The sequence below is a fragment of the Variovorax sp. 10N432 genome, assembly GCF_056394465.1.
This window is the reverse complement of the sequence record NZ_JBFTHX010000013.1, coordinates 25359-47084: the sequence shown is the minus strand read 5'-3', so window position 1 is coordinate 47084 and position 21726 is coordinate 25359. Positions and strand designations below refer to the sequence as shown.

Here is a 21726-nt window from a genome sequence, read left to right as displayed (position 1 = left end):
TTACGAGGGGCTACTTGTTCTTTGGCGAAAAGCAAACAACTCAAAATTCTATTGCAACGCACCATCTCGCGGCTTTCGCCGCTCCGGTCATCGCACCGCGATGGTCGGATGATGGCGCACCAGGCCGCTGTCAGCCGAGGTCGTTTCGATAGTGATGGGTGTCGGTGCGATAGAGGCCGCGGCGCAGTTCCATGGGCGTGTCGTGGTAGGTGTAGGCCACGCGCTCCACGCTCAGCAGCGGGGTCGAGGTGACGACCTGCAACAGCGCCGCCTGCGCAGGATCGGGCAGCACCGCCCGGATCTTTTCCTCGGCGCGCACCATGCGGACGCCGAATTCGGTCTCGAACAGCGCGTACATCGGCCCGTGCCAGGCGGTGAGGCGCTCGGCGGTCAGGCCCCTGAACGGGGTTCCGGGCAGCCAGAGTTCCTCGAGGATGGTCGGCGTGCCGCGGTAGGCCAGCACCCGCCGCACCTGCAGCACGGCGTCGCCGGTGCGCAGGGCCAGGGCGCGGGCGACGTCGGCGCTGGCGCGCTGGCGCTTGCAGTCGACGATCTCGCGCTCGGCCGGGCCTTCGCTGTCGACGTCGCCGCTGTCGGGCACCAGCTTCAGGAAGCGGTACTGCACATGCTGCTCGGCGTGGGTCGCGACGAAGGTGCCCTTGCCCTGGCGGCGCACCACCAGGTTTTCGGCCGACAGCTCGTCGATCGCCTTGCGCACGGTGCCCTGGCTGACCCGGAAGCGGGCGGCCAGGTCGATCTCGCTCGGGATCGGCTCGCCGGGCTTCCATTCGCCGGCATGGAGGCTCTGCAGGATCAGCGACTTGATCTGCTGGTAGAGCGGACTGAACGACGGCGTGGAGGGCTCGGCGACAGTGGTGGGAGAGGTGGCCATGGGGTTTCGTGGGTGCACCGCGAGGGTGCTTCGGGCCCACATCTTATATAAGACATAAGACAGGCGCCACCGAAAGCTCAAATCGGCATAAAATCGAAGACGGCCTGAAGGCCGGGCTTGGTGTCCCGGCCCGACCTCGTGGCCGCGCTCCGCGGCCGTGCCCCGTTTTCATCATTTCCTGGAGTATTCCCATGAGCAAGAAGCCTGTTCGCGTTGCCGTCACCGGTGCCGCTGGCCAAATCGGTTACGCCCTGCTGTTCCGCATCGCCTCCGGCGAAATGCTGGGCAAGGACCAGCCGGTCATCCTGCAACTGCTCGAGATCCCCGACGAAAAGGCCCAGAAGGCGCTCAAGGGCGTGATGATGGAGCTCGACGACTGCGCCTTCCCGCTGCTGGCCGGCATGGAAGCCCACGGCGACCCGATGACCGCCTTCAAGGACGCCGACTACGCGCTGCTGGTCGGCTCGCGTCCGCGCGGCCCGGGCATGGAACGTGCCGAGCTGCTGGCCGTCAATGGCGCCATCTTCACTGCCCAGGGCAAGGCGCTCAATGCCGTCGCCAGCCGCAACGTCAAGGTGCTGGTGGTCGGCAACCCGGCCAACACCAACGCCTACATCGCGATGAAGAGCGCCCCCGACCTGCCGCGCAAGAACTTCACCGCCATGCTGCGCCTTGACCACAACCGCGCTGCCAGCCAACTGGCCGCCAAGACCGGCAAGGCCGTGGCCGACATCGAGAAGCTGACCGTCTGGGGCAACCACTCGCCCACGATGTACGCCGACTACCGCTTCGCCACCATCAACGGCGAAAGCGTCGCCAAGATGATCAACGACCAGGACTGGAACGCCAACACCTTCCTGCCGACCGTCGGCAAGCGCGGCGCCGCGATCATCGAGGCCCGTGGCCTGTCGTCGGCCGCCTCGGCCGCCAACGCCGCCATCGACCACATGCGCGACTGGGCCCTGGGCACCAACGGCAAGTGGGTCACGATGGGCATCCCGTCGGACGGCCAGTACGGCATTCCGAAGGACGTGATGTTCGGCTTCCCGGTCACCTGCGAAAACGGCGAATACAAGGTCGTCGACGGCCTGGCGATCGACGCCTTCAGCCAGGAACGCATCGACAAGACGCTCAAGGAACTGACCGACGAGCAAGCCGGCGTCGCCCACCTGCTGTAAGCCGCGACCCGGCATGCTCGACTGGAACCCCGCGCTCTACAGCCGCTACGAGGACGAGCGCACCCGTCCGGCCCGGGACCTGCTGGCCCGGGTGCCGCTGGCCCAGGCCACGCGGGTGTTCGATCTCGGCTGCGGGCCGGGCAACTCCACCGAGCTGCTGGTGCAGCGTTTCCCGGCTGCCTCGGTGGTCGGCACCGACAATTCCGAGCCGATGCTCGCCAGTGCCAGGCAGCGCCTGCCGCAGGCCCGCTTCGAGCTCGGCGACATCGCCACCTGGGCGCCCGAGGCGGCGCCCGACCTCATCTATGCCAATGCCGCCCTGCAATGGGTGCCCGACCACGAGACCCTGATCCCCAGGCTCTTCGCGTTGCTGGCACCCGGGGGCGTGCTGGCGATCCAGATGCCCGACAACCGCCAGGAGCCCACGCATCGGTTGATGCGCGAGGTGGCGGCCGAGGCACCCTGGGCGCAGGCCATCGGAAACCCCGACCGGCTGCGCACCGAATTGCTGGGCATCGACGGCTACTACGACCTGCTGGCCGGCGAGGCCGCGGCGGTCGACGCCTGGCGCACCGCCTACCAGCATCCGATGGCCTCCGCGGCGGCCATCGTCGAATGGGTCAGCGGCACCGGGCTGAAGCCCTTCGTCGATCCCTTGCCCAGCGAGCTGAAGACCAGCTACCTGGCCGAATACGAACGCCGCATCGCCCGCGCCTACCCGGCGCGCACCGACGGCCGGCTGCTGCTGGCCTTCCCGCGCATGTTCATCGTGGCGCAGAAGAAAGCATGAGCACCGACAACGCCGTTCCCCATCCGCGCGAGGTGCTGCTCGGCGCCCAGGCCGGCGCCGTCGCGCTGCCGGTCTGCGACCACTACAGCGGTGTCGAGGCGCGCATGCGCAAGAGCCTGGCGCTGCAAGCCGAGATGGCCCAGGAGTTCGGCGCCTGCGTGTTCGACGTCACGCTCGATTGCGAGGACGGCGCGCCGGTGGGCGGCGAGGCCGAGCATGCGGCGCTGGTGACCGAGCTCGCGCTGTCGGCGGCGCCCGGCATGCGTGTCGGCGCCCGGGTCCATCCGGTCGACCATGCCGCGTTCCCGGCCGATGTGATGACGATCGCCGGCCGCGCCGGCCATCGCCTGAGCCACCTGATGGTGCCCAAGGTGGAGTCGATCGACGATGTGCGCGAGGCCGCGCTGGCGCTCGATGCCGTCGGCGCCGAGGCGCTGCCGCTGCACGTGCTGATCGAATCGCCGCTGGCGGTGCACCATGCCTTCGAGATCGCTGCCCATCCGAGGGTGCAGTCTCTGAGCTTCGGGCTGATGGATTTCGTCTCTTCGCACGGCGGTGCCATTCCGGCCGACGGCATGGCCGCCGCCGGGCAGTTCACGCACCCGCTGGTGGTACGCGCCAAGCTCGAGATCGCCTCCGCCGCGCATGCGCATGGCAAGGTGCCCTCGCATTGCGTCGTGACCGAGTTCAAGGACATCGACGCGATGCGCGCCTCGGCCCGCCGCGCCGCCACCGAGTTCGGCTACACGCGGATGTGGAGCATCCATCCGAACCAGATCCGCCCGATCCTCGAGGCCTTCGCGCCCGACGAGCGGCAGATTCAAATCGCTACAAAAATCATTGCCGCGGCCGCCCTTGCCGCGTGGGCGCCGATCAGCATCGATGGCACATTGCATGATCGTGCCAGCTATCGCCATTTCTGGCAGGTGCTCGAACGGGCGCACGCCACCGGCCGCAGCCTGCCTTCCGAGGCGCAGCCGTGGTTCGCACCCGCTTCATCCTGAAATCCAACCCCCCCGAAAGACCATTCCCATGAAGACAATTGCTCTGATTGCCGCCGCTGCCCTGGCCCTGCCGATGGCCGCCATGGCCCAGACCAGCTCCACCGGCTCGACCGGCTCCGCAGCGAAGCCGGCCGCCAACACGACCGGCAAGAAGGTCGTCCAGAAGGTGGTGCCCAAGCGCATCATCAAGCGGGTCGAAGAAGCCAAGCCCATCAGCGAAGAAACCGACGTCACCCTGTCGGAGCAGGACCTGAAGGTGGCCGAGACCATCCTGACCGGCACCATCAAGTGCGAACTCGGTGCCAGCGTGAACATCGAGGCGGATCCCAAGAAGCCCGGCTTCTTCACCCTGACGCACGCCGGCGTCAAGTACCGCCTGCACCCGGTCAGCAGCCGCACCGGCGCGGTGCGGCTCGAGGACCCGGTGCGCGAGGCCATGTGGCTGCAGCTCGGCAACAAATCGATGCTCATGAGCCAGAAGCAGGGCCTGCGGCTGGCCGACGAATGCCAGGCGGCCAAGCAGCTCGAGGTGGCCGAGGACATGAAGAAGAACCCGCCCAAGAGCCTGTTCGAAAGCGGCGACGCGGCACCGACCGCCAAGACGCAGTAATCCCGCCAAGGCGCGGCTCTTGCTTCCGAGCGGGAGCCGCCCGCCCATTTGTGTTTCCGGAGAAAAGAAGATGTTGCAAGCCTACGTTGACCATGTCGCCGAGCGCGCCGCGCTCGGCATCCCGCCGCTGCCGCTCACTGCCAAGCAGACCGCCGAGCTGATCGAGCTCATGAAGTCGCCGGCCGTCGCCGACGCCGAGTTCCTGCTCAACCTGCTGACGCACCGCGTGCCCGCGGGCGTGGACGATGCGGCCAAGGTCAAGGCGAGCTACCTCGCGGCCGTCGCGCACGGCACCGAAAAGAGCCTGCTGCTGACGCGCGCCAGGGCGACCGAGCTGCTCGGCACCATGCTCGGCGGCTACAACATCGGCCCGCTGGTCGACCTGCTCGACGATGCCGAAGTCGGCGGCGTCGCAGCCGAAGGCCTCAAGAAGACGCTGCTGATGTTCGACCAGTTCCACGACGTCAAGGAAAAGGCYGACAAGGGCAATGCCAACGCCCGTGCCGTGCTGCAAAGCTGGGCCGATGCCGAGTGGTTCACCAGCCGTCCCGAAGTGCCGCAAAGCATCACCGTCAGCATCTTCAAGGTGGCCGGCGAAATCAACACCGACGACCTGTCGCCCGCGCCCGACGCGACCACCCGTCCGGACATCCCGATGCACGCGCTCGCGATGCACAAGAACGCCCGCCCCGGCATCGTGCCCGAGGAAGACGGCAAGCGCGGCCCGGTGAAGTTCATCGAGGACCTGCGCGCCCGCGGCCACCTGGTGGCCTACGCCGGCGACGTGGTCGGCACGGGCTCGTCGCGCAAGAGCGCGACCAATTCGGTGCTGTGGTTCACCGGCGAAGACATTCCCTACGTGCCGAACAAGCGCTTCGGCGGCGTCTGCCTGGGCGGCAAGATCGCCCCGATCTTCTACAACACGATGGAAGACTCCGGCGCGCTGCCGATCGAGCTCGACGTCAGCCAGATGAACATGGGCGACGTGGTCGAACTGCGTCCCTACGACGGCAAGGCGCTGAAGGACGGCAAGGTGATTGCCGAGTTCTCGGTCAAGAGCGATGTGCTGTTCGACGAAGTGCGCGCCGGCGGCCGCATTCCGCTGATCATCGGGCGTGGTCTGACGGCCAAGGCACGTGAGGCCCTCGGTCTGCCCGCCTCGACGCTGTTCCGCCTGCCGGTCAGCCCGGTCGACACCAAGAAGGGCTTCTCGCTGGCTCAGAAGATGGTCGGCCGCGCCTGCGGCCTGCCCGAAGGACAGGGCGTTCGCCCCGGCACCTACTGCGAGCCGAAGATGACCTCGGTCGGCAGCCAGGACACCACCGGCCCGATGACCCGCGACGAACTCAAGGACCTGGCCTGCCTCGGCTTCAGTGCCGACCTGGTCATGCAGTCGTTCTGCCACACGGCGGCCTACCCCAAGAAGGTCGACGTCAAGATGCACCACGAGCTGCCGGACTTCATGGCGACCCGCGGCGGCGTGTCGCTGCGTCCGGGCGACGGCGTGATCCACAGCTGGCTCAACCGCCTGCTGACGCCCGACACGGTCGGCACCGGCGGCGACAGCCACACCCGCTTCCCGATCGGCATCAGCTTCCCGGCCGGCTCCGGCCTGGTGGCCTTCGCGGCGGCCACCGGCGTGATGCCGCTGGACATGCCCGAATCGGTGCTGGTGCGCTTCAAGGGCAAGATGCAGCCCGGCGTGACCCTGCGCGACCTGGTCAACGCGATTCCGCTCTACGCCATCAAGTCGGGCCTGCTGACGGTCGAGAAGAAGGGCAAGAAGAACATCTTCTCGGGCCGCATCCTCGAGATCGAAGGCTTGCCTGACCTCAAGGTCGAACAGGCGTTCGAGCTCAGCGACGCCTCGGCCGAGCGCTCGGCCGCCGGTTGCACGGTGCACCTGAACAAGGAACCGATCATCGAGTACATCAACAGCAACATCACGCTGATGCGCTGGATGATCGCCGAGGGTTATGCCGACGGCCGCACGCTGGCGCGCCGTATCGCCGCCCAGGAAGCCTGGCTCAAGGACCCGCAGCTGCTCAAGGGCGACGACGATGCCGAGTACGCGGCCGTCATCGAGATCGACCTGGCCGACATCCACGAGCCGATCGTGGCCTGCCCGAACGACCCCGACGACGTCAAGACGCTGTCGGACGTGGCCGGCGCGGCCATCGACGAAGTGTTCATCGGTTCGTGCATGACCAACATCGGCCACTTCCGTGCGGCGTCCAAGCTGCTCGAAGGCAAGCGCGACATCCCGGTCAAGCTGTGGATCGCACCGCCGACCAAGATGGACGCGCAGCAGCTCACCGAGGAAGGCCACTACGGCGTCTTCGGCAATGCCGGCGCGCGCACCGAGATGCCGGGCTGTTCGCTCTGCATGGGCAACCAGGCACAGGTGCGCGAGGGCGCGACCGTGATGTCGACCAGCACGCGCAACTTCCCGAACCGCCTCGGCAAGAACACCAACGTGTACCTTGGCAGCGCCGAGCTGGCCGCGATCTGCTCGCGCCTCGGCCGCATTCCGACGAAGGAGGAATACATGACCAACGTCGGCGTGATCGACGCCTCCAGCGAACAGATCTACCAGTACCTCAACTTCGACAAGATCGACGAGTACAAGGAGATCGCCGACAAGGTCGCTGCCTGAGCTCCCTGTCGCGTCCGACCCCAGCAAAGCCCCGCTCGCGCGGGGCTTTTTTCATGGGCGGCCTGCTCAGGTGACGTTGAGTTTCTTGTGCTCGGCCATGTCGGTGGGCGGGTTGCCGGTGATGGCGGCCTTGGCCATCTTGAACAGCTGCACCATCTTGCTGTCGTCGACGTCCCAGTATTCGGCGTCGACGATGCGCACCGCCAGCAGGCCCAGGTTCGGGTCGCCGGCGCCCTTCGGAAACCAGGACTTGGCCATGGTGTTGAAGAGCTCCTCCTTCTTCGCCGCATCTTCCTGCAGCGTGGCCTGGCCCGAGACCGAGACGTAGCTGTCGGCGTCGGTGTCGGCGTAGGCGACGTTGACGCTCGGATCGGTTGCGACGTGGCGCGCGATCTCCCCGTCCTTCGGAATGAAGAAGTACAGGGTCGCGCCCTCGTCGAGCTTCTTGTTCTGCGTCGTCAGCGGATGGCTGTGAAGCTGGCCGTCGCCGTGGCGGTGGGTCAGCATGCCGAAGCGGGTGTCCTTGATCAGTTCCCACAGCTTGGCTTGTTCGTCGGTCTGGCTCATTCGCGGTTCTCCGGTGTGTCGGTGGATCGAAGCCCCGACGCTAGGGCCGTCCCGGGCGCCGGCATGCGCTGGGCGGGCGCATTTGCGTGTCGTCCAGGACCGACGTGCGTGCGACGCGCTGCCGCCGGTCTTTCAGCGGGCGGCGAGCCTGCTCAGTGCATTCGCGGTCTGCGCATCGGCCGGAAAGAAGGATTCGACCGCGAGTTCCTGCAAGGTGACGTCGACCGGCGTGCCGAAGATCGTCGTGGTGCTGATGAAGCTCAAGACGCCCTGCGGCGTCACGAGCTGGAAGGGCACGACCACGTTGGAGAGTTCGCCGCCGGCGGCCGGCGCGTCGTGGCTCACCTGGGGTTGCGGGTAGGCGGCCAGCTCGTCGTGCAGCTCGGCCAGCGTGGCGTCGCCGGTGGCGGCGATCTGCTGCTGCAGCCGTTCGAGCAGGTGCGCCCGCCATTGCGCCAGGTTGGCGATCCGCGGCGCCAGGCCGTCGGGATGCAGGCTCAGGCGCAACACGTTGACCGGCGCCTCGACCAGGTGCGGGGCCGCGCCGGCCATCAGCATCGGCACCAGCGCGTTGTGCGCCACCAGGTTCCAGTGGCGATCGACCGCCAGCGCGGGATAGGGTTCGTGGCCCTTGAGCACCAGGTCGACGGCCCGCCGCGCCGCCGCCAGCGCCGGGTCGTCGAGGGAGCGCTGCCGGTACATGGGTGCGTAGCCGGCCGCCACCAGCAGCGCGTTGCGCTCGCGCAGCGGCACGTCGAGCCGTTCCGCCAGCCGCAGCACCATCTCGCGGCTGGGTTCGGCGCGGCCGGTCTCGACATAGCTCAAGTGCCGGGTCGACACCTGCGCCTCGTGGGCCAGGTCGAGCTGGCTCAGGCGCCGATGCTGGCGCCAGTGGCGGAGGTGGGCGCCGAAGGGGTCGGCCGCGGTCGGGGGGGCGCTGCTCGGGGTGTTCATGGCCGCCATCCTAGTGAAGCGGCGCAGGACGGCCATGACCTGCGAGGTCATCGACCTGGCGCCGCGGGCCGTGGGGCGACTGCAGCCGAGGTCATCGAACCCTGCTATCTTTGAGGAGCTTCCACGAAAACACAGGAGTTTCCACATGGCCAAAGCCCCGGCACACGCCTTCGCCCCCACGCTCAAGACCTTCAAGACCGCATCGGGCAAGGCCGGTAAGTACTGGTCGCTCAAGGAACTCGCGAAGCAATATCCCAACGTCGCCAAGCTGCCGGTCTCGATCCGCATCGTGCTCGAGTCGGTGCTGCGCAACTGCGACGGCCAGAAGGTGACCGCCGAACACGTCGAGCAGCTGGCCAACTGGGCGCCCAATGCCGAGCGCACCGACGAGGTGCCCTTCGTCGTCACCCGTGTGGTGCTGCAGGACTTCACCGGCGTGCCACTGCTGGCCGACCTGGCCGCCATGCGCAGCGTCGCGCAGTCGCTCGGCAAGTCGCCCAAGACCATCGAGCCGCTGGTGCCGGTCGACCTGGTGGTCGACCACTCGGTGATGGTCGACTACTACGGCACGCCCAAGGCGCTCGACCTCAACATGAAGCTCGAGTTCCAGCGCAACAACGAGCGCTACCAGTTCATGAAGTGGGGCATGCAGGCCTTCGACACCTTCGGCGTCGTGCCGCCGGGCTTCGGCATCGTGCACCAGGTCAACCTCGAGTACTTCGCGCGCGGCGTCTACAAGAGCCCCAACGACAAGGGCGATCCGCCGGTGTACTACCCCGACTCGCTGGTCGGCACCGACAGCCATACGACCATGATCAACGGCATCGGCGTGGTCGGCTGGGGCGTGGGCGGCATCGAGGCCGAGGCCGCCATGCTGGGCCAGCCGGTCTACATGCTGACGCCCGACGTGGTCGGCTTCGAGCTCACCGGCAAGCTGCGCGAAGGCGTCACCGCCACCGACCTTGTGCTCTACGTCACGGCGATCCTGCGCGGCGAGAAGGTGGTCGGCAAGTTCGTCGAGTTCTTCGGCCCCGGCGCCGCCTCGATCGCGGTGCCCGACCGCGCCACCATTGGCAACATGGCGCCCGAGTACGGCGCCACCATGGGCTTCTTCCCGGTCGACGAGATGACCGTGGCCTACTTCAAGGGCACCGGCCGCACCGACGCCGAGGTCGAGCGCTTCGAGGCCTACTACAAGGCCCAGGGGCTGTTCGGCATGCCGGCGCCCGGCGAGCTGGAATACACCAAGGTCGTCAAGCTGGACCTCGGCACCGTGTCGCCGAGCCTGGCCGGCCCGAAGCGGCCGCAGGACCGCATCGACCTCGGCCACCTGGCGACCAAGTTCTCCGAGCTCTATAGCAAGCCGAACGAGGCCAACGGCTTCAACCAGCCGGCCGACACGCTGAAGGTGCGTCATCCGCTGCCGAAGAGCGAGGTCACGATCGGCAATGGCGACGTGCTGATCGCCGCCATCACCTCCTGCACCAACACCTCGAACCCGAGCGTGATGCTGGCGGCCGGCCTGCTGGCCAAGAAGGCGGTCGAGGCGGGCCTGACGGTCAAGCCGCACGTGAAGACTTCGCTGGCGCCCGGCTCCCGCATCGTGACCGAGTACCTCGAGAAGGCGGGCCTCTTGCCTTACCTCGAGAAGCTGGGCTTCTACCTGGCCGGCTACGGCTGCACCACCTGCATCGGCAATGCCGGCGACCTCACGCCCGAGATCAACGAGGCCATCACCCAGAACAACTTGATCGGCGCCGCCGTGCTGTCGGGCAACCGCAATTTCGAAGCCCGCATCCATCCGAACCTCAAGGCCAACTTCCTGGCGTCGCCGCCGCTCGTGGTGGCCTTCGCGATCGCCGGCAACGTGATGGTCGACCTGATGACCGAGCCGGTGGGCAAGGGCAAGAAGGGCCAGGATGTCTACCTTGGCGACATCTGGCCGACGCCGAAGGAGATCGACGACAACCTGCGCTTCGCGATGAACGCCAAGGCATTCCGCCAGAACTACGAGCAGATCAAGGCCAACCCGGGCAAGCTCTGGAGCAGCATCAAGGGCACCCAGGGCCAGGTCTACGACTGGCCCAAGTCGACCTACATCGCCGAGCCGCCGTTCTTCGAGGGCTTCAAGATGAAGCCGCACGCGAGCGACGCCGGCTTTGCCGGGGCACGCATCATGGCGCTGTTCGGCGACTCGATCACCACCGACCACATCTCGCCGGCCGGCTCGATCAAGGAAAGCTCGCCGGCGGGCATCTGGCTGAAGGCGCACGGTGTCTCGAAGGCCGACTTCAACAGCTACGGCTCGCGCCGGGGCAACCACGACGTGATGATGCGCGGCACCTTCGCCAACGTGCGCATCAAGAACCTCATGATCCCGGCCGATGCCGAGGGTTCGCGCGAGGAGGGCGGTCTGACGCTGTTCCAGCCCGGCAACGAGAAGATGTTCATCTACGACGCCGCGATGAAGTACATCGAGCAGGGCGTGCCGACCGTGATCTTCGGCGGCGAGGAATACGGCACCGGCTCGTCGCGCGACTGGGCCGCCAAGGGCACCCAGCTGCTCGGCATCAAGGCCGTGGTGGCGCGCAGCTTCGAGCGCATCCACCGCGCCAACCTGGTCGGCATGGGCGTGCTGCCGCTGCAGTTCCGCGGCGCCGATTCATGGGAGAGCCTGGGCCTGACCGGTGACGAGAAGATCGACGTCGTGATCGGCGGTGAGCTCAAGCCCCAGATGGACGTCAAGATCGTGGTCCACCGGCCGGACGGCAGCCATCAGGAAGTCACGGTGCGCCTGCGCATCGACACGCCGATCGAGGTCGACTACTACAAGCACGGGGGCATCCTGCCGTTCGTGCTGCGGCAGTTGCTGGCCGCCTGACGAGGACCTGACTTCCGAGGCGTTCGCGCGGTCGGACCGCGCGTTCCCGAGGGATTCTTGGGCTCATCGCCCCAAACGCCAGAGTTTTCGAGAATAATTCTCATTTTGCAATCTCTGGATTCTGCGGGTGACCACAATGACCGGCGCGGCCTCGGCCGCCATCAGCCTCGATCAGCTTCCCAACCATCAATGGGCCACGGTGCTCGACGTGCTGCGTCCCGACGAGAAGGAGGGGCGGGAGCTGGTGCTGCGCCTGACCGAGATCGGTTTCGTTCCGGGCGAAGCGGTGCGCATCGTCGCCACCGGCGTGCCCGGCCGGGAGCCGCTGGCGGTGCGGCTGGGCCACACCACCTTCGCGCTGCGCCGCCATGAGGCGTCGCTGATCCGCGTGACCCCGGGAGCGGTCGGCCGTGGTTGAAGCGACCCTGAACTTCCAGCCCGGCGCCGCCGTCTCGCTGAGCCCGCCGGAGCGCGTCGCGCTGCTCGGCAATCCGAACTGCGGCAAGACGGCGCTGTTCAACCTGCTCACGGGAAGCCGCCAGAAGGTCGCCAACTATGCCGGCGTGACGGTCGAGCGCAAGGAAGGCATCTCGCGCACGGCGGGCGGTCGGCGCGTCTTCGTGCTCGACCTGCCGGGCGCCTACAGCCTCAATGCGCTGTCGGCCGACGAGGCCGTGACGCGCGACGTCGTCACCGGCAAGAGCAGCGAGGCGCTGCCCGACCTGCTGGTCTGCGTGACCGACGCCACCAACCTGCGCCTCAACCTGCGGCTGGTGCTCGAGGCCCGGCGGCTGGGCCTGCCGATGGTGGTGGCGCTCAACATGACCGACATGGCGAAGAAGCAGGGCATCACGGTCGATGCGGCCGTGCTGTCGCGCGAACTCGGGGTGCCGGTGATCGAGACCGTCGGCGTCCACAGCGGCGGGGCCCAGGGCCTGCTCGAAGCCCTCGACGCGCCGGTGGCCGCCGCCATGCCGCAGTCCTGGCATGCGCCCGGCCTCGACGAGGTGCTCGACACCCAGCGCGAGGTGCGCCGCATCCTGGGGCTGGCGGTGCGCGAGCCGACGGGCAGCCTGGCCACCAGCGATCGCATCGACCGCGTCGTGATGCATCCGGTGTGGGGCATGCTGGTGCTCGCGGTCACGATGTTCCTGATGTTCCAGGCCGTGTTCAGCTGGGCCGCGGTGCCGATGGACGCGATCAAGGACGCCACCGCCGCCTTCGGCGAACTGATCAAGCACGTCGTGCCCGAAGGCATGCTCCAGAGCCTGCTGGTCGACGGCATCATCGCCGGCGTCGGCGGGGTCATCGTGTTCCTGCCGCAGATCCTGATCCTGTTCCTGTTCATCCTGGCGCTGGAAGATTCCGGCTACCTGCCGCGGGCCGCGTTCTTGCTCGACCGCGTGATGGGCACTGTCGGACTGTCGGGCCGCTCGTTCATCCCGCTGCTGTCGAGCTTCGCCTGCGCCATCCCGGGCGTGATGGCGACCCGCACCATCAGCAACTGGCGCGACCGCATCACGACCATCATGATCGCGCCGCTGATGACCTGCTCGGCCCGGCTGCCGGTCTATGCCCTGCTGATCGCCGCCTTCATTCCGGCGCGCACGGTCGGCGGCGTCTTCAACCTGCAGGGCGTGGTGCTGTTCGCCCTTTATGTGTTCGGCATCGTCTCGGCGATGGCGGTGGCCTGGGTCATGAAGCGCTTCCGCGACAGCCAGCAGCGCTCGCCGCTGATGATGGAGCTGCCGGCCTACCGCTGGCCCAACCTGCGCAACCTGGCGCTGGGCCTCTACGAACGGGCCTGGATCTTCATCCAGCGCGTCGGCACGATCATCCTGACGCTGACCATCCTGCTGTGGTTCCTGTCGACCTTTCCGTCGCCGCCCGAAGGCGCCACCGGACCGGCCATCCAGTACAGCCTGGCGGGCATCATCGGCCGCGGACTCGAGCACATCTTTGCGCCGATCGGCTTCAACTGGCAGATCTCGATCGCGCTGGTGCCGGGCATGGCGGCGCGCGAGGTGGCGGTGGGGGCGCTCGGCACGGTGTATGCGCTGTCCGCCACCGGCGACGACGTCGCCGGCCAGCTGCAGCCCCTGATCGCCGGCAGCTGGTCGCTGGCCACGGCGCTGTCGCTGCTGGTCTGGTATGTGTTTGCGCCCCAATGCATCTCGACCTTGGCCGCGGTCAAACGCGAGACCGGCTCCTGGCGCTATGTTTGGATCATGGCTGGCTATTTGTTCGCGCTCGCCTACATTGCGTGCTGGATCACCTATCGGGTGGCACTGGCGCTCACAGGAGGATGAGATGACGCAGGAAATCATTGTCGGATTGATCGTCGCGCTGGCCGCGTTCTATGCGCTGTGGCGCTGGATGCCTGCCAACTGGCGCCGCGCGGCCGCGGGCAAGGTGGCCGCTGGAACGCAGCGCGCCGGCCTGGTCGATGCCCAGCGGGCGCAGCAGCTGGCGGCTTCGCTCGGCAAGGCTTCGGGTTGCGGCGCCTGCGACAGCTGCGGCAGTTGCGGCAGCGCCGGCCGGAAGGCCCAAGCCGACGTCCAGACCGCTGCCACGCACTCCCGCTGAGCGCGGCCCATGCCAGCCCATGTCCTGATTGCGGGCGGTGGCATCGCGGGCCTCGCCAGCGCGCTGGCGCTGGCCCGGCGGCGCCACCGGGTCGACCTGCTCGAGCAGGCGGTGGCCTTCGGCGAGGTCGGCGCCGGCATCCAGCTCGGTCCCAACGTGACGCGCCGGCTGCAGCAGCTGGAGGTCTGGGAGCCGCTGGTGCGGATCGCCGCGCGGCCCGATGCGCTGGTGGTTCGCAGCGCCACCGACGGCCGCGAGATCGCCCGCATGCCGCTCGGCAACGCGATGCTGCACAACTACGCCGCCCCCTATTTCTGCGTCCATCGCGCCGACCTGCACGGGGTGCTGCTGGCGGCGGCGCGCGGCACCGGGGCCGTCACGCTGACCACCGCGGCCCGGGTCACCGGCGTGGTCGCGCGCGACCATGCGGTCTGTGTGTCCAGCACCGAGCGCCGGGCCTGGGAGGGCGATGCGCTGATCGGCGCCGACGGCCTCTGGAGCACGGTGCGGCCGTTCGTGCTGGAAGATTCGCCGCCCCGGGCCACCGGCCACACGGCGTGGCGAGCGCTGGTCGATCAGTCGGCCTTGCCGGCCGCGCTGCGCAGCACGCAGGTCACGGTCTGGCTCGGGCCGCGGCTGCACGCGGTGGCCTATCCGGTGCGCCGCGGCGATGCGCTCAACGTGGTGGTGCTGGCCGAATCGGCGCCCGCTGGCGATGCGCGCGACTGGGACCAGTCCTCCAGCCTGGCGGCGTTGCAGGCCGCGACCGGGCGCACCAGCGGCGCGCTCCAGGCCCTGTTGGAGGCAGTGCCCGATTGGCGGGCCTGGACCCTCAACGACCGGCCGCCCCTCGCCAGTCCGTCGCAGATGGCGGGCGAACGCATCGCCCTGGTTGGCGATGCGGCGCATCCGATGCTGCCCTACCTCGCCCAGGGGGCGGGCATGGCGATCGAGGACGCCGTGGCGCTGGCGGAGGCCCTGGACGGCGGCGACGCGGCGGCGGTGCCGGCGGCGTTGATGCGCTTTGCCGAGACGCGCTGGCAGCGCAATGCCCTGGTGCAGGCCCGGGCCCGGCGCAATGGCGGGATCTTCCATGCCACCGGACTGGTGCGCTTCGGGCGCGACGCCGCCCTGCGGCTGCTGGGGGCGCGATTGCTCGACGTGCCGTGGCTCTACGAGGGTTGATCAGAGGCTGAAGCTCTGCAGATGGTCGACCCGCTTGGCCAGGCCCGCCGGGCCCAGGTAGTGGGTGAGACGGCCCGCATGCACTTCGACCAGGGCGGATTCGAGCTCGGCGAGCATGCCGTCCCGGGCGGCGGCATAGCGGCCCGCCAGGTCGTCGTGCGAGCGCCCGTAGGCTTCGGCGATCAAGCGTGCGGCCGCCGGCGCGCCGCAGGCCACGCATTCGGCGATCGCGGTGGCGCTGGGCTCGGCCCCGCGCTCCAGCAGCAGGCCGACCAGCTCGGGCGAGACCGCGCTGTCGATGTAGTCGAGCGCATCGTGCGCCACCGGTGCGCCCGCCTGCACCAGCGCCTGCGCGGCCTGGTGGGCGCCGTGGCTCAGGGCCAGGTCGGTGGCGATCGCGCTGCCCAGCAGCGGGCCGTCGAGCGTCACCTCGGCGGCCGCCAGGCGCGCGACCAGTTCGGCGTCGTCGGTGGCGATGGCATGCCGCAGCGCGACGCGTGCCAGCGGGGCGTCCTGTGCCAGCGTGCCGGCCGCCAGCGGCGTGCGCCAGTCGACCATGGCGCGCCGGTAGAAGGCGATCAGCCGGTCCATCAGCTCCAGCGACAGGCCGTGCTCCTGGTGGCGCTGGTCGAGGTATTCGAGCAGCGCCTGGCCGGTGAAGTAGTCGCCCGCCGGCGCCAGCGGGTCCTCGTCGAGCTGCAGCGCCTCGAAGGCGGCGCACAGGTCGTGGGCGACGGTGGTCATGCCGTCCTCGTGCATCTCGTGCGCCCAGGGCGCCGGCAGACCCTGCTTCCAGGCCAGCACGTGGCCGTAGTCGGGGCCGGGCTCGACCACGGCGTAGACCCGGTCGCAGTCCTCGAAGCCGCCGAAGGGCAGCAGCGTGAGCTTGCCGTCCCAGGCCTCGCCGCTGTCCGCGGCGGCTTCCTGCGCGCCCTGGCGCTCGTGCTCGATCCACCCCTGCAGGTCGCGCGGGCCATCGCCGCCGTTGTAGAAGAGCTCGCTCCAGACCACCGACTCCTCGTTGCCGTTCATGTGCAGGTGGAGGTCGTAGTCGATGCGCCCGCCGGCCGTCAGGCGCCAGAGCGACAGCAGCTCCGGCGGCAGCGGCCCGGCGCACTGGGCCTGCAGCGCCGCGACCTGGGCTTCGTCCATCGGCGGGCGGGCGTCGAAGATCACGCGGCGCGCGAACAGCGCGATGCCGTGCGAGCGCAGCTGCGCGAGTTCGTCATCCCCGAAGAAATCGTTGTCCATCGTTGTCTCCTCTCTTTGTTGTCGATGCGAAGCTGCGAAGGACGTCGCGCGGTCTGCCTAGAGGTCGGTCCGCAGCTTCCAGATTTCCGGAAACAGCACCACGTCGAGCATCTTGCGCAGATAGCTTACGCCGCCGGTGCCGCCGGTGCCACGCTTGAAGCCGATCACGCGCTCGACCGTGGTCACGTGCCGGAAGCGCCAGAGGCGGAAGGCGTCTTCGAGGTCGGTGAGTTCTTCGCCGAGCTGGTAGAGCTCCCAGTGCTTCTTGGGCTCCCGGTAGGCGACCAGCCAGGCTTGCTCGACACCGTCGCTGGCCTCGTAGGGTTTCGACCAGTCACGCTCCAGGTGGTCGGCCGGCACGTCGAGGCCGCGGCGCGCCAGCAGCCGCAGCGCCTCGTCGTACAGCGAGGGCGCGCGCCAGGCGGCCTCGACCTCGGCCAGCAGCTCGGGGCGGTGCGCGTGGGGCTTGAGCATCGCGGCGTTCTTGTTGCCGAGCGCGAATTCGATGCAGCGGTACTGCCAGCTCTGGAAGCCGCTGGAGGCGCCGAGGTAGGGCCGCATGGCGCTGTATTCGGGCGGTGTCATGGTCGCCAGCACGTCCCAGGCATGCACCAGCTGCTCCATGATCCGCGACACGCGCGCCAGCATCTTGAAGGCGCTGGAGAGGTCGTCCTCGGCGATGGCGCGGATAGCGGCGCGCAGTTCGTGCAGCATGAGCTTCATCCAGAGCTCGCTGGTCTGGTGCTGGACGATGAACAGCAGCTCGTCGTGCGCCGGCGAGCGCGGATGCTGTGCGGTCAGGATCTGGTCGAGGCTCAGGTAGTCGCTGTAGCTCATCGAGGCGCTGAAGTCGAGCTGCGCCTTTTCGTCGTGGACGATTTGTTCGGTACTCATGACAGTCCTTGGCCTCAGGTCACCGCGAGCTTCTGGTTGAACTCGGGTCGTTTCCATTCTTCGCGGTCGAGCACCTGCACCAGGTGCTCGACCGCGTTCCATACATCTTCGAAGCCGAGGTAGAGCGGCGTGAAGCCGAAGCGCAGGATGTCGGGCATCTGCGCATCGCCGGCCCTGAAGTCGCCGATCACGCCGCGGGCGATCAGCGCCTGCATCATCGCATAGGCGCCCGGCCCGCCGTCGTTCAGGGCCAGGCAGACCTGCGAGCCGCGCCGCGCATGCTCGCGCGGCGTCACCAGCGCGAAGCGCCCGGCGCAGCGCTGCTCGACCAGCGTGATGAAGGTGTCGGTCAGCGCCAGCGACTTGGCGCGCAGCGCCGCCATCGGGCCCTGACCGGCGTCGAAGGGCTCGGCGGCCAGCACGCTGTCGAGCCCGCATTCGAGCCCGGCCAAGGCGATGATCGGCTGGGTGCCGCACAGGTAGCGGGCGACGCCCGGCGCCGGCCGGTAGTGCGGCGTGAACTCGAACGGCGCCGCATGGCCCCACCAGCCCGAAAGCGGCTGCGTGAACTGGCCGGCGTGGCGCGTGTGCACCCAGACGAAGGCCGGCGCGCCGGGGCCGCCGTTCAGGTACTTGTAGCCGCAGCCGATCGCGAAGTCGGCCTCGCTGTCGTTGAGCGCCACCGGCACCGCGCCGGCACTGTGGGCGAGGTCCCACACCGTCAGCGCGCCCACCGCGTGGGCCGCGGCCGTGACGGCCTTCATGTCGTGCATGGCGCCGGTGCGGTAGTTGACGTGGGTCAGCATCAGCACCGCGACCTGCTGGTCGAGCGCCGCGGGCAGCTCGTCGGCCTCGATCAGCCGGAGCGTGAATCCGCGTTCGCGGCAGATCGACTCGGCGATGTAGAGGTCGGTCGGGAAGTTGCTGCGCTCGCTGAGCACGACGCGGCGCTGCGGGCTGGCGTCGGGTGTCGCCAGCAGCACCTGGCTCAGGGCCGCGAACAGCACCTTGTAGAGGTTGATCGAGGTGCTGTCGGTGCAGACCACCTCGCCCGGCGCGGCGCCGACCAGCCGCGCGACCTTGTCGCCCAGCCGCTGCGGCAGGTCGAACCAGCCGGCGCTGTTCCAGGAACGGATCAGGCCTTCGCCCCATTCCTTGGCGACCACCTCGGCGATGCGGGCCGGCGCGGTCTTCGGCAGCACGCCGAGCGAGTTGCCGTCGAGGTAGATCACGCCCTCGGGCAGCAGGAAGCGGTCGCGCAGCGCGGCCAGCGGGTCTTCGGCGTCGAGGCGCCGGCAATCATCGAGTGTCATGGGGATTCCGGATTGAGTTCGCGCAGGACCGCGCGCACCGGCGAGGCATCGGCGCTCACCAGTTTCAGGGGCAGGGCGATCAGTTCATAGTCGCCCTCGGGCACCTCGTCGAGCACCAGGTTCTCGAGCACGCGCAGGCCGAGCCGGCGGATCACCTGGTGGCTGTCGAGGGTCTTGCTGTCGGCCGGATCGATGCTGGCGGTGTCGATGCCGACCAGCGTCACGCCGAGGGCCGCCAGGCGCTCGATGGTGGCCGGCGCGTAGGCGGCGAGGGCGCCGTCCCAGCGCTCGACCGGCGCCCGCCGATAGGTGCGCACCAGCACCCGCGGCGGCAGGTCGTCGAGGGCGTGGGCGATGTGCGCCCACTCGATCAGCGGGCCGCGCTCGATCGCATGGATCACGCGGCAGCGGCCGAGGAAGGGCGCGAGATCGACCTCGCCGATGGGCGCGCCGGCGGGGTCGTAGTGCAGCGGTGCGTCGGCATGGGCGCCGACGTGCGGCGACAGGCTGATCTCGCTGACGTTGACCGGGCAGCCGGGCGCGATCGTCGCGGCCCAGCGCTGCCGGTAGGGCGTGTCGCCGGGGAAGACCGGCGCGCCTTCATGCACCGGCGGCGAGATATCCCAGAGGCGTTGATTCGACATGGCGCAAAGTTAGCGCCATGCGAAGGGTCGTGGTGTCGGTTATTTCCAACAGGCTTTGAAACGAAGATGCAGCGGGCTCAGGCGACCGGCCCCAGCAGCAGGAACTCCATCAGCGCCTTCTGCACGTGCATCCGGTTCTCGGCCTCGTCCCAGACCACCGACTGCGGGCCGTCGATCACGTCGGCCTCGACCTCCTCGCCGCGGTGCGCCGGCAGGCAATGCATGAAGAGCGCATCGGACTGGGCCACGCGCATCATCTCGGTGTCGACGCACCAGTCGGCGAAGGCGGCGCGGCGGGTCTCGTTCTCGGCCTCGTAGCCCATGCTGGTCCAGACGTCGGTGGTCACCAGGTCGGCGCCGCGGCAGGCTTCCATCGGGTCCTTGAAGACCTGGTAGCTGGCGCTCGAGCGCAGCCCGGCGACCGACTGGTCGACCTCGTAGCCGCTCGGCGTGCTGACGTGCACCTTGAAGCCCAGGATCTCGCTCGCCTGCAGCCAGGTGTTGGCCATGTTGTTGCCGTCGCCGACCCAGGCCACGGTCTTGCCCGCGATCGAGCCGCGGTGCTCGATGAAGGTGAAGATGTCGGCCAGGATCTGGCAGGGGTGGAACTCGTTGGTCAGGCCGTTGATGACCGGCACCCGCGAATGGGCGGCGAAGGCCTCGATCTTGGTCTGCTCGTAGGTGCGGATCATCACCAGGTCGACCATCCGGCTGATGACCTTGGCGCTGTCCTCGATCGGCTCGGCGCGGCCCAGCTGGCTGTCGCCGGTGGTGAGGTGCACCACGCTGCCGCCGAGCTGGTACATGCCGGCCTCGAAGCTCACGCGGGTGCGCGTGGAGGCCTTCTCGAAGATCATCGCCAGCGTGCGGTCGACCAGCGGCTGGTGGCGCTCGTAGGCCTTGAACTTCTTCTTGATCAGCGCCGCGCGCGCGAACAGGTGGGCGTAGTCGCCGGCATCGAAATCCGAGAATTGCAGGTAGTGCCGGATCGCGGTGGTGTTCATGGTTGAGGCTCCGCGAGGAAGGCCTTCACCAGCGGCGCCAGGATCGCCACGATCTCGTCGGCTTCGGCGATGCTGAGGATCAGCGGCGGCACCAGCCGGATCACGCTGTCGGCCGTGACACTCAGCAGCAGGCCGGCGTCGCAGGCGCGGCCGAGGATCACGCCGCAGGGACGGTCGAGCTCGATGCCCAGCATCAGGCCCTGGCCGCGGATTTCCTTCACGCCGGCCAGGCCCGCGAATTCGCGCTCCAGCGCCGCCTTCAGGTGGGCGCCGACGGTGGCGGCGTTCTCGAGCAGGTTCTGCTCTTCCATGATCCGGATGGTCTCGATGCCGGCGCGCATGGCCAGCGGGTTGCCGCCGAAGGTGGTGCCATGGTTGCCCGGGCCGAAGATGTGGGCGGCGCGCGGGCCGGCGACCACCGCGCCGATCGGCACGCCCGAGCCCAGGCCCTTGGCCAGCGGCATCACATCCGGCTTGATGCCAGCCCACTGGTGGGCGAACCACTTGCCGGTGCGGCCCATGCCGCATTGCACTTCGTCGATCATCATGAGCCAGTCGCGCTGGTCGCAGAGCGCACGCACCTGGCGCAGGTATTCCCAGCGCATCGGATGGATGCCGCCTTCGCCCTGGATGGTCTCGAAGAACACGGCGACCACGTTCGGATTGCCCTCGGTGGCCTTCTTGAGCGCGTCGATGTCGTTCAGCGGCACCCGGATGAAGCCCTCGACCAGCGGGCCGAAGCCCTGCTGCACCTTGGGATTGCCGGTGGCCGACAGCGTGGCGATGCTGCGGCCATGGAACGCGGCCTCGTAGACCACGATCTCGGGCCGCTCGATGCCCTTGTCATGGCCGAACTTGCGCGCCAGCTTGAGCGCGGCTTCGTTGGCCTCCAGGCCGGTGCAGCAGAAGAAGGCGTTGGTCAGGCCCGACAGCTCGGTCAGCTTCGTCGCGAGCTGCTCCTGGCCCGGCACGTGGTAGTAGTTGGAGCTGTGGATCAGCTTCGAGATCTGGTCCTGCAGCGCGGGCACCAGTTCGGGGTGGTTGTGGCCCAGAGTGTTGACCGCGATGCCGCCCAGGCCGTCGAGGTAGGCGCGACCGTTGGTGTCCCAGACTCGGCAGCCCTGGCCGTGCGACAGCGCGATCGGCAGGCGACCGTAGGTGTTCATGACGTGGGGCGACGAGGGGACAACATTGGCGCTCATGCGGATCTCCGGAAAAGGGAACGCGGATTCTAGGCGGCCGGTCGCGACAGTTCAGTGAGGATTGCGCATCACAGCAATGCCCCCAGGCGTGTCGCCCGGGGGACCCCCGGATAGA

The 21726-nt window shown here is 68.5% G+C and carries 19 protein-coding genes; 10 read left to right on the top strand and 9 right to left on the bottom strand.

Annotation, left to right across the window (positions count from 1 at the left end):
• Window positions 1-130: 130 nt before the first annotated feature.
• On the bottom strand, window positions 131-892 hold the full coding sequence (locus AC1DF3_RS16870; RefSeq protein WP_286536989.1) for a GntR family transcriptional regulator: 762 nt from the start codon (window positions 890-892) through the stop codon (window positions 131-133).
• Window positions 893-1083: 191 nt separating this feature from the next.
• Here AC1DF3_RS16870 and AC1DF3_RS16865 point away from each other — a divergent pair, with 191 nt between their 5' ends.
• The 5 genes from AC1DF3_RS16865 to AC1DF3_RS16845 all read left to right on the top strand — a co-directional run bounded on the left by AC1DF3_RS16865 (window position 1084) and on the right by AC1DF3_RS16845 (window position 7130).
• Window positions 1084-2070, top strand: coding sequence for a malate dehydrogenase (locus tag AC1DF3_RS16865; protein WP_286510110.1), 987 nt, complete (start codon window positions 1084-1086; stop codon window positions 2068-2070).
• Between the two features lie 13 nt (window positions 2071-2083).
• Window positions 2084-2860, top strand: coding sequence for a trans-aconitate 2-methyltransferase (tam, locus tag AC1DF3_RS16860; RefSeq protein WP_286536990.1), 777 nt, complete (start codon window positions 2084-2086; stop codon window positions 2858-2860).
• A complete protein-coding gene (locus AC1DF3_RS16855) occupies window positions 2857-3864 on the top strand; it encodes an HpcH/HpaI aldolase/citrate lyase family protein (RefSeq protein ID WP_478140266.1) in 1008 nt (335 codons plus the stop codon). The genes tam and AC1DF3_RS16855 overlap by 4 nt, the downstream gene beginning before the upstream one ends.
• 28 nt (window positions 3865-3892) lie before the next feature.
• A complete protein-coding gene (locus AC1DF3_RS16850; protein WP_286536992.1) occupies window positions 3893-4474 on the top strand; it encodes a hypothetical protein in 582 nt (193 codons plus the stop codon).
• Between the two features lie 70 nt (window positions 4475-4544).
• Window positions 4545-7130, top strand: coding sequence for a bifunctional aconitate hydratase 2/2-methylisocitrate dehydratase (locus tag AC1DF3_RS16845; protein ID WP_286536993.1), 2586 nt, complete (start codon window positions 4545-4547; stop codon window positions 7128-7130).
• A 66-nt stretch (window positions 7131-7196) separates the two neighbouring features.
• Here AC1DF3_RS16845 and AC1DF3_RS16840 read toward each other — a convergent pair whose 3' ends face one another.
• Both AC1DF3_RS16840 and AC1DF3_RS16835 read right to left on the bottom strand, forming a co-directional pair.
• Window positions 7197-7697 carry a pyridoxamine 5'-phosphate oxidase family protein gene (locus AC1DF3_RS16840; RefSeq protein WP_286536994.1) on the bottom strand — a complete coding sequence of 167 codons (501 nt, stop codon included), beginning with the start codon at window positions 7695-7697 and terminating at the stop codon, window positions 7197-7199.
• A 132-nt stretch (window positions 7698-7829) separates the two neighbouring features.
• Window positions 7830-8651 carry a helix-turn-helix domain-containing protein gene (locus AC1DF3_RS16835; protein ID WP_478140265.1) on the bottom strand — a complete coding sequence of 274 codons (822 nt, stop codon included), beginning with the start codon at window positions 8649-8651 and terminating at the stop codon, window positions 7830-7832.
• 145 nt (window positions 8652-8796) lie between these two features.
• Here AC1DF3_RS16835 and acnA point away from each other — a divergent pair, with 145 nt between their 5' ends.
• The 5 genes from acnA to AC1DF3_RS16810 all read left to right on the top strand — a co-directional run bounded on the left by acnA (window position 8797) and on the right by AC1DF3_RS16810 (window position 15303).
• Window positions 8797-11532 carry an aconitate hydratase AcnA gene (gene acnA / locus AC1DF3_RS16830; RefSeq protein ID WP_286536996.1) on the top strand — a complete coding sequence of 912 codons (2736 nt, stop codon included), beginning with the start codon at window positions 8797-8799 and terminating at the stop codon, window positions 11530-11532.
• A 136-nt stretch (window positions 11533-11668) separates the two neighbouring features.
• A complete protein-coding gene (locus tag AC1DF3_RS16825; protein WP_286537041.1) occupies window positions 11669-11950 on the top strand; it encodes a FeoA family protein in 282 nt (93 codons plus the stop codon).
• A complete protein-coding gene (feoB, locus tag AC1DF3_RS16820; RefSeq protein ID WP_478140264.1) occupies window positions 11943-13841 on the top strand; it encodes a ferrous iron transporter B in 1899 nt (632 codons plus the stop codon). The genes AC1DF3_RS16825 and feoB overlap by 8 nt, the downstream gene beginning before the upstream one ends.
• 1 nt (window position 13842) lies before the next feature.
• A complete protein-coding gene (locus tag AC1DF3_RS16815) occupies window positions 13843-14118 on the top strand; it encodes a DUF6587 family protein (protein WP_286536997.1) in 276 nt (91 codons plus the stop codon).
• 9 nt (window positions 14119-14127) lie between these two features.
• The gene (locus tag AC1DF3_RS16810) at window positions 14128-15303 is read left to right on the top strand and encodes an FAD-dependent monooxygenase (protein ID WP_286536998.1); all 1176 of its coding nucleotides are present in this window, start codon (window positions 14128-14130) and stop codon (window positions 15301-15303) included.
• Here the strand turns inward: AC1DF3_RS16810 and AC1DF3_RS16805 are convergent, their stop codons facing one another.
• The 6 genes from AC1DF3_RS16805 to AC1DF3_RS16780 form a co-directional block, all read right to left on the bottom strand.
• Entirely contained in the window at window positions 15304-16554 is a 1251-nt protein-coding gene (locus AC1DF3_RS16805) for an SMI1/KNR4 family protein (RefSeq protein ID WP_478140263.1), read from the bottom strand.
• Between the two features lie 57 nt (window positions 16555-16611).
• Window positions 16612-17448, bottom strand: a complete 837-nt coding sequence (kynA, locus tag AC1DF3_RS16800; protein WP_286526809.1) for a tryptophan 2,3-dioxygenase — start codon at window positions 17446-17448, stop codon at window positions 16612-16614.
• A 14-nt stretch (window positions 17449-17462) separates the two neighbouring features.
• Window positions 17463-18761: a kynureninase gene (gene kynU / locus AC1DF3_RS16795; RefSeq protein ID WP_478140262.1), complete on the bottom strand. Its 1299-nt coding sequence runs from the start codon at window positions 18759-18761 to the stop codon at window positions 17463-17465.
• Window positions 18758-19405 (bottom strand): arylformamidase, encoded by a 648-nt coding sequence (gene kynB / locus AC1DF3_RS16790; protein ID WP_286537001.1) that lies wholly within the window; start codon window positions 19403-19405, stop codon window positions 18758-18760. Before kynB ends, kynU begins: the two co-directional genes overlap by 4 nt.
• A gap of 77 nt (window positions 19406-19482) precedes the next feature.
• Window positions 19483-20409, bottom strand: coding sequence for an ornithine carbamoyltransferase (gene argF / locus AC1DF3_RS16785; protein ID WP_301805074.1), 927 nt, complete (start codon window positions 20407-20409; stop codon window positions 19483-19485).
• On the bottom strand, window positions 20406-21611 hold the full coding sequence (locus tag AC1DF3_RS16780) for an aspartate aminotransferase family protein (protein ID WP_286537004.1): 1206 nt from the start codon (window positions 21609-21611) through the stop codon (window positions 20406-20408). Before AC1DF3_RS16780 ends, argF begins: the two co-directional genes overlap by 4 nt.
• Window positions 21612-21726 lie beyond the last annotated feature (115 nt).